The organism is Inquilinus sp., from assembly GCF_039594555.1.
GTDB lineage: Bacteria > Pseudomonadota > Alphaproteobacteria > DSM-16000 > Inquilinaceae > Inquilinus.
This window is the reverse complement of record NZ_JBCNNF010000004.1, coordinates 1-11,463: the sequence shown is the minus strand read 5'-3', so window position 1 is coordinate 11,463 and position 11,463 is coordinate 1. Positions and strand designations below refer to the sequence as shown.

11 protein-coding genes are annotated in these 11,463 nt (G+C 67.9%); 9 read left to right on the top strand and 2 right to left on the bottom strand.

From position 1 onward, the window contains the following. Positions 1-54 precede the first annotated feature (54 nt). From ABDW35_RS00880 to ABDW35_RS00865, 4 genes are read left to right on the top strand one after another with little or no spacing between them, the layout of a single operon-like run. The gene (locus ABDW35_RS00880) at positions 55-771 is read left to right on the top strand and encodes a GntR family transcriptional regulator (protein WP_343711950.1); all 717 of its coding nucleotides are present in this window, start codon (positions 55-57) and stop codon (positions 769-771) included. After that, positions 764-1,120 carry a TIGR04076 family protein gene (locus tag ABDW35_RS00875; protein ID WP_343711949.1) on the top strand — a complete coding sequence of 119 codons (357 nt, stop codon included), beginning with the start codon at positions 764-766 and terminating at the stop codon, positions 1,118-1,120. Before ABDW35_RS00880 ends, ABDW35_RS00875 begins: the two co-directional genes overlap by 8 nt. 4 nt (positions 1,121-1,124) lie before the next feature. Then, positions 1,125-2,174 carry an aldo/keto reductase gene (locus tag ABDW35_RS00870; protein ID WP_343711948.1) on the top strand — a complete coding sequence of 350 codons (1,050 nt, stop codon included), beginning with the start codon at positions 1,125-1,127 and terminating at the stop codon, positions 2,172-2,174. A 56-nt stretch (positions 2,175-2,230) separates the two neighbouring features. After that, on the top strand, positions 2,231-3,490 hold the full coding sequence (locus ABDW35_RS00865) for an ABC transporter substrate-binding protein (RefSeq protein WP_343711947.1): 1,260 nt from the start codon (positions 2,231-2,233) through the stop codon (positions 3,488-3,490). A gap of 111 nt (positions 3,491-3,601) precedes the next feature. Here ABDW35_RS00865 and ABDW35_RS00860 read toward each other — a convergent pair whose 3' ends face one another. Together ABDW35_RS00860 and ABDW35_RS00855 are read right to left on the bottom strand one after the other, a co-directional pair. Continuing rightward, positions 3,602-3,817 carry a hypothetical protein gene (locus tag ABDW35_RS00860; protein WP_343711946.1) on the bottom strand — a complete coding sequence of 72 codons (216 nt, stop codon included), beginning with the start codon at positions 3,815-3,817 and terminating at the stop codon, positions 3,602-3,604. Positions 3,818-3,907: 90 nt separating this feature from the next. Continuing rightward, complete coding sequence (locus ABDW35_RS00855; RefSeq protein ID WP_343711945.1) at positions 3,908-5,227, bottom strand: mandelate racemase/muconate lactonizing enzyme family protein; 1,320 nt, start codon at positions 5,225-5,227, stop codon at positions 3,908-3,910. A gap of 150 nt (positions 5,228-5,377) precedes the next feature. On the opposite strand from ABDW35_RS00855, the gene ABDW35_RS00850 reads away from it, so the two are divergent. From ABDW35_RS00850 to ABDW35_RS00830, 5 genes are all read left to right on the top strand, one after another. Continuing rightward, complete coding sequence (locus ABDW35_RS00850) at positions 5,378-6,406, top strand: LacI family DNA-binding transcriptional regulator (protein WP_343711944.1); 1,029 nt, start codon at positions 5,378-5,380, stop codon at positions 6,404-6,406. A 268-nt stretch (positions 6,407-6,674) separates the two neighbouring features. After that, positions 6,675-7,871, top strand: coding sequence for a mandelate racemase/muconate lactonizing enzyme family protein (locus ABDW35_RS00845; protein ID WP_343711943.1), 1,197 nt, complete (start codon positions 6,675-6,677; stop codon positions 7,869-7,871). 143 nt (positions 7,872-8,014) lie between these two features. Next, positions 8,015-9,520: a sugar ABC transporter substrate-binding protein gene (locus tag ABDW35_RS00840; RefSeq protein WP_343711942.1), complete on the top strand. Its 1,506-nt coding sequence runs from the start codon at positions 8,015-8,017 to the stop codon at positions 9,518-9,520. Between the two features lie 80 nt (positions 9,521-9,600). Continuing rightward, positions 9,601-10,557 (top strand): sugar ABC transporter permease, encoded by a 957-nt coding sequence (locus ABDW35_RS00835; RefSeq protein ID WP_343711986.1) that lies wholly within the window; start codon positions 9,601-9,603, stop codon positions 10,555-10,557. Beyond that, on the top strand, positions 10,554-11,463 hold a 910-nt coding region (locus tag ABDW35_RS00830; RefSeq protein ID WP_343711941.1), incomplete at its 3' end, for a carbohydrate ABC transporter permease. The genes ABDW35_RS00835 and ABDW35_RS00830, both read left to right, overlap by 4 nt.

Genomic DNA, 11,463 nt, shown 5'->3' with positions numbered 1-11,463 from the left:
GCCTGGAGGGTCCATGCCCGATCGGGACCAGAACGCAGTGTCGGACACCGCCGCATGAGCCGCCGCGGCGCCCTGTCGCCGGTCGGCCGAGAGACCCTGCACGACCGGGTCTATGCCGAGCTGCGCCGGTCCCTGATCCACGGCATGTTCGACGCCGGCGAGGTGCTACGCATCGTCGAGCTGGCGGAGACGCTGCGCACCAGCACCATGCCGGTGCGCGAGGCGCTGGGCCGGCTGGTGTCGGAGCAGGCGCTGGAGGCGCTGCCCAACCGCTCGGTCCGGGTGCCGCTGATCACGCGGGAGCGGCTGGACGACCTGGCCCGCGCCCGCTGCCTGATCGAGGGCCAGATGACGGCGCTGGCGTTGCCCAACCTCTCGAAAGACGACTTCACCCGGCTGCGCGCGCTAACCGTGGCCTGCGAGGACGCCTTCCGCAGCGACGACCCGGACAAGGCGCACCGGACATCGGAGCTGAACCACGACTTCCATTTCGCCGTGTACCGTGCCGCCGGATCGGCCGTGCTGATCCCGATCGCCGAGAGCCTGTGGCTGCAATCCGGCCCCTATGTCCGCGCCGCGGCGCAGATCCATGACGAGCAGCGCGACATCCCGGCCACGCATTACCATTGGGAGCTGATCGAGGCGCTGGAGCGCGGCGATGCCGGCGGCGCGACCGCGGCGCTGACCAGCGACATCACCCGATCTTTCCGCCTGATCCGCGGGCGCCTGGACGCCGAGGATGCCGAGCAGAGGACCACAGCCCATGCCTGACACAGACGACGACAGCTTCGAGCTGTACGATTTGCGGGTCGAGGTGGTGGCGCCCGAGGGCGGGCCGATCTATTGCGGTGCCAGGGTCGGCGACCATTTCGAGCTGCGCGGCGAGATGCTGCATCTGCCGCCGGGCCAGGGCTTCTCGATCTACTCGCTGGCGGCGCTGCTGCCGCTGCTGCCGGCCAAGCAGCGCCCGACCCATGCCAACGACTGGATGACGACGGACGCCGAGGTCGCCTGCCCCGACCCGAACTGCTCGTCGCGCTTCCGCATCACCCGGACCGGCAAGCGCCGGTTCAGCCACGCCGCCACCACCGCGGTGCCCCTCCCAGACGACCGAGGCTGAGAGCATGCAGAGAATCCGCCTGGCCCCGGACTACGAGATCTCCCGCGTCATCCGCGGCGGCTGGCAGATGTCGAGCGGCCACAGCGAGGCGCGCAGCGGCGACCCGGTGGCCGACATGGTCGCCTTCGCCGATGCCGGCATCACCACCTTTGACTGCGCCGACATCTACACCGGCGTGGAGGAGATGATCGGCCGTTTCCGCCGGCACTATCGCGACCTGCGCGGAGCGGAGGCGCTGGGCCGGATCAAGGTCCACACCAAATACGTGCCCGATCTCGACATCCTGCCGCGGATCCGGAAGGCCGATGTCGAGCGCGTGATCGACCAGTCGCTGCGCCGCCTGGGGCTGGAGCGGCTGGACCTGGTGCAGTTCCACTGGTGGGACTATGCCGCGCCGCGCTGGCGCGAGGCCGCGCTGTGGCTGGAGGAGCTGCGGCAGGCCGGCAAGATCCACAAGGTCAGCGGCACCAATTTCGACACCGATCACATGCTGGAGATCGTCCAGGCCGGCGTGCCCCTGACCACGATGCAGGTGCAGTACTCGCTGCTGGACCGCCGGCCGGAGCGGCGGATGGCGCAGGCCGCGGCCGGGCATGGCGTCGCCTTCCTCTGCTACGGCACCGTCGCCGGCGGCTTCCTGGGCGACCGCTGGCTGGGCGCGGCCGAGCCGGCGGAGCCGCTGGAGAACCGGTCCTTGGTCAAGTACAAGCTGATCATCGACGACCTCGGCGGCTGGGACCTGTTCCAGGCCCTGCTGCGGGCGCTGCGCCAGGTGGCCGACCGGCACGGTAGCGACATCGCCACCGTGGCCAGCGCCGCGATGCTGGACCGGCCGGGCGTGGCCGCGGTCATCGTAGGCGCCCGCAACCGCGACCACTTGGCCGCCAACCTCGCCATCTCGGACATCGCTCTGACCGAGGCCGACCACGCCCTGATCGCCGGGGCGCTGGCCGGGGGGCGGGATCTGGAGGGCGATGTCTACACGCTGGAGCGCGATCGCCATGGGCGCCATGGCGCGATCATGAAATACAACCTGAACAAGGGCGCCGCCTGATCGTCATTAAGCAACGGCCGGCACGCCGCCGGCCCAATCAAACAGGGAGCACAATGATGAAGCATATCCTTCTGACCACCGCCCTGGTGGCGGCCGCCGCCGTGCCGGCCCTGCCCGCCTCCGCCTGCGACATCACCGTCGGCCTGGTGATGGAGCTAACCGGTCCGGCCGGCGCCTATGGCCAGGCCGGCGCCAAGGCGGTCGAGATGGCGTTCCGCGACGTCAACGACGCCGGCGGCGCCGCCGGCTGCAAACTGGTGACCGACACCCGCGACAGCCAGAGCCAGGGCACCGTCGCCGTCGACCAGGCAACGCAGCTGGTCAACATCAAGAAGGTGCCTGTGGTGATCGGCGGCATCATCTCCTCGGTGTCGATCCCGATCTTGACCTCGGTGACGGCGCCGGCCGGGGTGGTGCAGGTGTCGCCGGCCTCCTCCTCCCCGACCCTCACCGAGCTGGGCCGACAGGGCAAGACCAACGGCGTGTTCTTCCGCACCATCACCTCGGACGCGCTGCAGGGCACGGCGGCGGCGAAATACGCCCTCGACCAGGGGCTGAACAAGATCGCCATCATCCACGTCAACAACGATTTCGGCGTGAACATCGTCCGCGAATTCTCGGCCGCCTACACCAAGCTGGGCGGCACCATCACCTCGACCACGCCGTACAACGAGCAGCAGTCGAGCTATTCGGCCGAGGCCAGCGCGGCCATGGCGGGCGAGCCGGAGGCGCTGTACCTGGTCAGCACCCCGGTCGACGGCGCCACTATCGCCCGCGCCTGGATCTCCGGCGGCGGCGCGCAGAAGCTGCTGCTGAACGACGGTATGAACTCCAGCGACTTCATCGAAGCCGTCGGCGCGCAGTATCTGAACGACGCCTACGGCACCTCCTCCGGCAGCACCAAGACCGACTCGACCGACTATTTCTACAGCGGCTTTGAGGCGTTCTCCGGCGGCATCAAGCCGGACGCGCCGGCGGCCGACCGCTCCTATGACGCCGGTGCCATCGTCGCCCTGGCTATCGCCAAGGCCGGCAAGGCCGATGCTGCGGCGATCAAGGCGGCGATCCCGCAGGTGGTGGCCGAGGGCGGCACGCCGATCCATGCCGGCAAGTCGGAGTTCGCCAAGGCGCTGCAGCTGATCAAGGACGGCAAGCCGATCAAGTACGAAGGCGTGATCGGCCCGGTGAGCTTCGATCAATACGGCGACATCACCGGCCCGTTCCGGCTGTGGCGGATCCAGGACGGCAAGGTCACCACGGTCGGCGAGATGAGCGCCGCCGAGGTCGACCAGACCCGGGCCGCGCTGGCGAAGTAAAGGCTTGCCCGCGAGTTCGCCGCCCTAAAACGCCGTCATTGCGAGGAGGCGAAGCTGACGAAGCAATCAAGGGGCGACGCCAAACAGCCCTGGATTGCTTCGCTGTGCTCGCTATGACGGTTCATGAACCCGACGCCGGACCGACCAATCCACGATCGTGCCGTCGTCCAGCACCGCGTTCTGCGTGTGCCGGACCTTCGGCGCGAAGCGGTGGCGAGCGCAGTCGGCCTCGTCGACCTCCACCGCCAACTCCGGCGCGTCGGGGATCTGCCAGAAGCGATCGACCATGCGGATCGGGCCGCGGACGACATCGAAATACCAGAGCATCGCCCCCGCTCTCCGGGGTCCCTGGGATTGCCGGGCAAGCCCGCAATGACAGTAAGGGTGAGCAGACGTCCTTGATTTCCCCGTTGGCACTCAGCCTCTCGACCGGCGCTCGAAGCCGATGCGGATCCGGTTCCACTCCTCGGTCGGCTGGAACAGGGTGCCGGGATGGCGCAGCTGCGCCTCGACAGCCTCCTCATTCAACTCGACGCCCAGGCCCGGCGTGTCGGGCACGGTGACGTAGCCGCCCTCGAGATAGTCGGAGTCAATCCCGGTCACCAGCTCGCCCCAGTTCGGCAGGTCCAGCCCGTGATGCTCGACTGCAACGAGGCCGGAGATCGCGGCGCCGCAATGCACGTTCGCCATCAGCCCGATCGGGGTGCAGCAGGCGTGCAGCGCGGTGGCCAGGCCGAAGCGTTCGCCGTAATCGGCGATGCGCTTAGTCTCCAGCATGCCGCCCGAGGTCAACAGGTCCGGGTGCAGGATGTCGAAGGCCCGGGTCTCGATCGGCTCGCGGAAGCCGTCCCAGAGATACAGCTCCTCGCCCGCCGCCACCGGGGTCAGCAGCGCATCGGCCACCTTCTTGTGGCCGGCGAAATCGTGCCAGGGCAGCGGATCCTCGACCCAGGCCAGGTCGAATGGCTCCAGCGCGTGGCCCAGGCGGATCGCCTCATCGGCGGTCATGAAGCCCTCGCCGAAGTGGTCGATGCACAGCGAGATCTCGGGGCCGACCGCCTCGCGCACGGCGCGGACCACGTCGACCGCGGTGGCGATGCCCTTCTGGCTGAGCTTGATGCCACGCCCGGCGCCTGGCGCGCGCCAGGCCTTGGCCAAGTCGTATTCATGCTTCGTCGCCTGCCCGACCAGGGCGCCGTCGATAGCGTTGAAGAAGCGCGGCGGCAGGTCGAACTTGATGAAGGTCAGGCCCAGCGCCTTGCGCCGCAGCACGGCCTCGACATAGCCCTCGGGCGTCGGCTGGGCCGGGGCCGGCGTGTCGCCGTAGATCCGCACGCGGTCGCGGTGCTTGCCGCCGAAGAACTGGTGGCAGGGAACGCCATAGGCCTTGCCGACCAGGTCCCACAGCGCGATCTCGATGCCGGAGACGCCGCCCCCTTCCCGCCCCCAATTGCCGTAGCGGCGCAGGGCCGAGAAGATCATGTCGACATTGCAGGGATTCTGGCCCAGCAGCATGGATTTGAACTGCAGGGCGTATTCGGCATGGCCGCCGTCGCGCACCTCGCCGAGGCCGGAGATGCCCTGGTTGGTGTCGATGCGGATGATCGGGTGGTAGCCGCTGCCGACCACCACCGCGACCCGCAGGTCGGTGATCCTGAGCTCGCTCGGCCGGGAATGGCTCGATACCGCGTCCTCGACCCGGCCCATGGCCGCGCCGTCCAGCTGCCCCGTGGTCATGGCGTCCGCCCCTGAAGTTTGCTGTTCGTTAGGTAATTTGCTATCACTACCAAACAAGTTGCGCAAGCCGATGCGGCGGCACGGGACGATGTTGACGGCGGAACCAGCGCTGCGGCAGAAGATGCGGCCCAAACAGGAGCGCAACCCCGCATGAGCTCAGGCCGCGTCACCATCCAGGACATCGCCGACCGGCTCGGCATCTCGAAGTTCTCGGTGTCCCGCGCCCTGTCCGGCAAGTCGGGCGTCGGCGAGGCCACCCGCAGCCGGGTGCTGCGCGCCGCCCACGCCCTCGGCTACCGCCGCAACCATGAGCTGCCGGCCGCCCACCGCCAGATCCTGTTCATCCGGCAGGAGATCGATCCGGTCGCCAGCGAGCTGTGGCTGAACATGCTGCACGGCGCCGAGCGCGAGGGCGAGCGGCTGGGCTTCGCGATCGTGCCGCGCCAGGCCCGGCATCTGGCCGGGGCCGGGCCGCTGGACGACGCCGTGGCCGGGTTGATCCTGGCGGTGCCGCGGCCGCAGGAGATCTCGGCCCTCGCCGCCCGCACCGGACTGCCGGTGGTCTGCGCCACCTATGTCGACGCGATGGAGCGGATCGACCAGGTCACCGGCGCCGACTGGGAGGCCGGGGTCGGCGTCGCCCGGCTGCTGCTGGGCCTAGGCCACACCGCCGTCGCCTTCGTTCACGGCAGCACCCTGCCCGCCGGCCGGGCCGAGCGCTTCCGCGGCTTCCGCGACTGCATGCTGGAGGCGCCGGGCACCATGGTCGAGGACATCGTGTTCGACGAGGCCGAGGGCTTCCGCGACGCCTTCCTGGCCTATCTCCGTCGCGGCGGCGCGCCGACGGCGCTGTTCTGCGCCCATGACGGCATCGCCGTGAACGTGATCTCGGACCTGCTGCGCCTGGGCATCCGCGTGCCCGAGGACATCTCGGTGGTCGGGTTCAACGACTTCGCCGCCGCCTCGCAGGTGTCGCCGCGGCTGACCACGGTGCGGACGCCGCAGGTCGAGATCGGCGCCGCCATGGTGCGCTGCATCGCCGACCGGCTGGGCGATGCGGAGGCCGCGTCCCGGCCGCCGGTCAGGCTGGCGCTGGTGGCCGAGATCGTCACCCGCGCCTCGACCGGACCGGCCGCGCCGACGAGCTGGCTGGCGCCGGCGCTGAAGCGGGCGAAGTAGCGCCCTCCCCTCCTTCGCTGTCATTGCGAGGAGGCGAAGCCGACGAAGCCATCCAGGGGCCACTGCGAGCGGCCCCTGGATTGCTTCGCTGCGCTCGCAATGACGGTTCTAAATATTCTCAGGAGAGCCAGCACCTAACAAGTTGCAATGAGTCTCGCCTGTGTTAGGCTCGGTTCGCGACTGCCTAGATCGGACATAAAAAGGGCAGCGGAGGAAACAACCGGGTGGGCGGCGACGCCCGTCCCCGACCAAGCGGGGCGCCCAGACCATGAAGATCATCGATCTAAAATGCGCCGTGATCGGCAAGAACCCGATCGTGCGCATCGTCACCGACCAGGGCCTCAGCGGCTATGGCGAGGTCGAGTCCTACAAGCCGTATCTCAAGCCGCACATCCTGCATTTCCGCGACGCGCTGATCGGCGCCGACCCGACGCTGGTCGAGCAGACCATGATGCGGATCCGCCAGCGCGGCGCGTTCAAGCCCTGGGGCGCCGCAGTCAGCGCCATCGAGATGGCGCTGTGGGACGTCGCCGGCAAGGCGGCCGGCGTGCCGGTGCACAAGCTGCTGGGCGGCAAGGTGCGCGACCATGTGCGGGTCTACAACGGCTCGCTGCGGGCGCCGCTGGGCGGCTACGACCCCGAGCACTACGCCGCCGACGCCCAGCGGCAGATGGCCCTGCCCGAGGGCTTCACCATGATCAAGCAGCCGATCGGCTTCCACAGCCCGATGAAGCGCGAGGTGCCAGACTTCTTCTACGGCAATCCGGGGCAGAGCGTGTTCCACGGCGCCATGGATTCCGGGCTGATGACCGAGCGCGGGATGAAGCACATCGTCGCCTGCGTCGCGGCGATGAAGGAGGTGCTGGGCGACAAGGTGGCGCTGGCGCTGGATTGCGGGCCGGGCTGGACCGTGCCGGACGCGATCCGCTTCGCCGGCGCGGTCGAGGAGTACAACCTGCTGTGGCTCGAGGACCTGATCACCGGCGACTACGTGCCCTATGTCAACGCCGACGTGTATCGCGAGGTGACGCGTGCCACCTCGACCCCGATCCACACTGGCGAGCAGATCTATCTGCGCCAGAATTTCAAGGCGCTGATCGAGGGACACGCGGTCAACGTGGTCGGCCCCGACCCGTGCGATGTCGGCGGCATCGCCGAGCTGAAATGGATCGCCGAATACGCCAACCTGCACGGCATCCTGATGGCGCCGCACGGCACCGGCAACGGCCTCCTGGGCCTGGCCGCGCTGGTCCAGGTCTCGGCCACTCTGCCGAACAACTTCATCGCCTTCGAATACCCGAGCGGCAACCCGGCCTGGTGGTACGACATCGTCGACGGCCTACCCAACCCGATCGTCCGCAACGGGCTGATCGAGGTCTGGGACCGGCCCGGCATGGGCGTCGACATCAACCCCGAACGCGCCCGCCCGTACCTGGCCGAAGAGGACAAGACATTCTTCGACTGAACGCCCGGTCGACGAATGCGATCGACTAACAACATAACAAAAGCCGCAACTTGTTGCGCAGCATCCTTGACGCGTTTTGCCGCCCCAGCCTAGGCTGACCCGGAACTCGCAGACGACAAGCGAGGCCATTGGGAGGACCGCTCATGACCAAGCCTCATGCAGGTGACCTCTTTTCCCATGAAGTCGACCGCCGCCGCTTCCTCGGATATGCCGCCGGGGCCGGCGCCCTGGCCGCGGGGCTGGGCCCGTTGCGCGCCCTGGCGCAAGACACCGGCATCGACACCTCGAATTGGACGCCGGACTACATCAGCAGCATCGCCGGCACGATGGAGGTCGACACCGCGGCCGAATGCGCCAAGGTGGTGCCGCTCGACTACAAGGGCCGGCTGACCTACTGGTATGTCGGGCCGAACGAGGCGTCGCCCCGGATCGACCACGAGATCGACACCCAGTTCTGGGACACCTTCGCCAAGACCTACCCCAACATCACGGTCGAGAAGCAGAATCTCGACTACAACCAGATGCTGAACAAGCTGCGCGCCGCGGCCCTCGGCAACGCCGCGCCGATGGCGGCGAAGCTGCCGATCCTGTGGGGCGTGGAGTTCGCGGCCAAGGGCCAGCTGAGCGAGCTGTCGCCGGAGAAGGTCGGCCACCGCACCGCGGATTTCTGGCCCGGGGCGATGAAGTCGGTGACCTGGAAGGACAAGACCTACGGCGTGCCGACCAACAACGAGACCATGGCGCTGATCTGGAATGCCGGGATCTTCAAGGAGGCCGGCCTCGACCCCGAGAGCCCGCCGGCGACCTGGGACGACCTGGTCGCCTATTCCAAGCAGATCAAGGACAAGACCGGCAAGAACGGCTATGGCCTGGTGGCCCGCAGCAATGCCGGCAACACGCCGTTCCGCTTCATGCCGCAGCTCTGGGCCTATGGCGGCGGCGCGCTGGACGAGGCCGAGGCCAGCCCGACCTACAAGAATGTCTATATCAACAATGACGGGTCCAAGGCCGCGCTGCAGGCGTCCTACGACATGTATGTCCGGGACAAGTCGGTGCCGACCTCGGCCCTGACCAACACCCAGACCGAGAACCAGGACCCGTTCATCGCCGGCCAGCTGGCGATGATGATCAGCCACCCGATCGAATACGCGACCATGTTGGACCGGGCCAAGAAGGCGACCGGCGCCGACAAGCAGATCGCCGACGCGGTGGTGGCCAACATGCGCTATGGGCTGATCCCGAAGGGGCCGGCGCGGCGTGCCGTGGTCTTCGGCGGCTCCAACGACCACATTTTCCACCCCGACGTGGTCGATGGCGGGCTGGACATGGACGCCGCCCGCGCCCTGATCGCCTTCGCCACCGGGCCGGAATGGTCGACCAAGGTGGCCTGGGTCGGGTCGAACCCGGGCAACACCCGCGGCTTCCGCACCAAATGGATGAAGCAGCGGCTGGACGAGATCAAGTTCCTGAACGTCACCACCTCGATGCTGCCGAGCGGGATCCCGTTCCCGGTGATCCCGGAATCGGCGGAGATCATGAACATCATCGTCCCGGACATGATGCAGAACGCGCTGACCGGGAAGATGACCGTGGCCGACGCGGCCGACGACGCCGCCAAGAAGATCGAAGACCTGCTGTCGGGCCTGTAGCCCGCCTGTCCCGCACCCGGCCGGGGCCCGCGGGCACCGGCCGGCCCCTTTCCCCCGCCAAGGAGAAATCGGGCGTGACCATGGCTGCCGCGCAGGAGGATGCGCCCGGGACGCGGGCGGCGCCCCGCCGCCGACCCGGGCTGATGCGGCGCATCATCCGCCACCGGGCCGACTACCTCTACATCCTGCCGGCCTTCGCGGTGATGCTGCTGGTGATCGGCTACCCGATCTACGACACGGTCTACCTGTCCTTCTTCAACACCCCGCCCAGCCTGGCGATGGCCGACAAGACCTATGTCGGCCTCGACAACTACAGCCGGATCCTGACCAGCGCCAGCTTCCGCGAGGTCACGGTCAACACCCTGATCTGGACGGTGTTCTCCACCCTCTTCGCCTTCCTGCTGGGCCTGGGCGCGGCGCTGGCGCTGAACCGGTCCTTCATCGGCCGCGGCCTGCTGCGCGGGCTGTTCCTGATCCCCTATGTGATCAGCGCGGTCGCCGCCTCCTATGTCTGGCGCTGGCTGTATCACAGCGATTTCGGCGTGTTCGGCGCGCTGTCGGTGGCCTTCGGCTTCACCGACGCGCCGATCAACTTCCTGGACAACGTCCACACCTCGCTGCCGTCGCTGATCGTGGTCAATGTCTGGAAGGAGTTTCCCTTCGCCATGATCATGCTGCTGGCCGGGCTGCAGACCGTGCCGGACGAGCTGCACCGCGCCGCCAAGGTCGATGGCGCCGGCACCTGGCAGCGCTTCTGGCACATCACCATGCCGCATCTGAAGGGGGTGACGCTGGTGACGGTGCTGCTGCTGCTGGTCACCAACCTGAACGGCTTCACCATCCCCTGGATCATGACCGGCGGCGGCCCCGCCGGGTCGTCCGACATCTGGATCACCCAGATCTACCAGCTGGCCTTCGGCCGCATCCGCTTCGGCATCGCCTCGGCCTATTCGGTGATCCTGTTCGTGGTGATGATGGGCCTGGGCTACTTCTACGTCCGGGCGCTGACCCAGGGCGAAGGGAGGCGGCCGGAATGACCGCCACCGCCCTCGATCCCCGCCCCGCCGCCCCGAAGCGCCGCCGCGCCAAGGCCGGCCCCTGGGGCGTCGCCCGCATCGTCTACCTGATCCTGCTCGGCATCTTCACCGTGCTGCCGATGGCCTGGATGCTGCTGACCTCGGTGAAGACCCAGTTCGCGGCGCTGCAGTATCCACCGGAATGGATCCCGTCCAACCCGACGCTGGAGCAGTATGCGCGCCTCCTCTCCCCCGCCAACGAGGTGGGGCAGGAGTTCCTGCACTACCTGCTGAACAGCATCATGGTGTCGACCGCGACCACCATCCTGGGCGTCGCCATCGCGGTGCCGGCGGCCTATGCCTTCTCCCGCTTCCGCTTCCCCGGCCGCAAGCTGCTGTTCTACGCCGTGCTGGTGCGGAACATGTTCCCGGCCGTGGTCTTCCTGATGCCGCTGTTCATCATGATGAAGGCGATGGGGCTGGTGAACACGGCCTGGTCGCTGATCCTGACCTACCTGACCTTCGGCCTGCCGCTGTCGATCTGGCTGCTGAAGGGCTTCTACGACAACATCCCGCCTCAGCTGGAACAGGCGGCCCGGATCGACGGGGCGACGCGGTTCCAGGCCTTCCTGTTCGTGGTCATGCCGCTGTCCACGCCCGGGATCATCGCCACCGCGATCTATTCCTTCGTCCTGGCGTGGAACGAATACGTCTATGCCCTGACCTTCATCAACGACAAGAGCAAGCTGACGCTGCCGGTCGGGCTGGAGCGCTTCTTCACCGAATACGCGACCAACTGGCCGGGGCTGATGGCGGCGTCGTTCATCATGAGCGTGCCGGTCGTCGTGCTGTTCCTGGTCCTGCAGAAATACTTCGTCCGCGCCCTGACCGAGGGCGCGGACGAAGTATTTCTGCAGGACCAGGAAC

Excerpts from the sequence above, each read along its gene's own strand:
- ABDW35_RS00880 (WP_343711950.1), top strand. The coding sequence starts at position 55 with ATGAGCCGCCGCGGCGCCCTGTCGCCGGTCGGCCGAGAGACCCTGCAC.
- ABDW35_RS00875 (WP_343711949.1), top strand. The coding sequence starts at position 764 with ATGCCTGACACAGACGACGACAGCTTCGAGCTGTACGATTTGCGGGTC.
- ABDW35_RS00870 (WP_343711948.1), top strand. The coding sequence starts at position 1,125 with ATGCAGAGAATCCGCCTGGCCCCGGACTACGAGATCTCCCGCGTCATC.
- ABDW35_RS00865 (WP_343711947.1), top strand. The coding sequence starts at position 2,231 with ATGAAGCATATCCTTCTGACCACCGCCCTGGTGGCGGCCGCCGCCGTG.
- ABDW35_RS00860 (WP_343711946.1), bottom strand. The coding sequence starts at position 3,817 with ATGCTCTGGTATTTCGATGTCGTCCGCGGCCCGATCCGCATGGTCGAT.
- ABDW35_RS00855 (WP_343711945.1), bottom strand. The coding sequence starts at position 5,227 with ATGACCACGGGGCAGCTGGACGGCGCGGCCATGGGCCGGGTCGAGGAC.
- ABDW35_RS00850 (WP_343711944.1), top strand. The coding sequence starts at position 5,378 with ATGAGCTCAGGCCGCGTCACCATCCAGGACATCGCCGACCGGCTCGGC.
- ABDW35_RS00845 (WP_343711943.1), top strand. The coding sequence starts at position 6,675 with ATGAAGATCATCGATCTAAAATGCGCCGTGATCGGCAAGAACCCGATC.
- ABDW35_RS00840 (WP_343711942.1), top strand. The coding sequence starts at position 8,015 with ATGACCAAGCCTCATGCAGGTGACCTCTTTTCCCATGAAGTCGACCGC.
- ABDW35_RS00835 (WP_343711986.1), top strand. The coding sequence starts at position 9,601 with ATGGCTGCCGCGCAGGAGGATGCGCCCGGGACGCGGGCGGCGCCCCGC.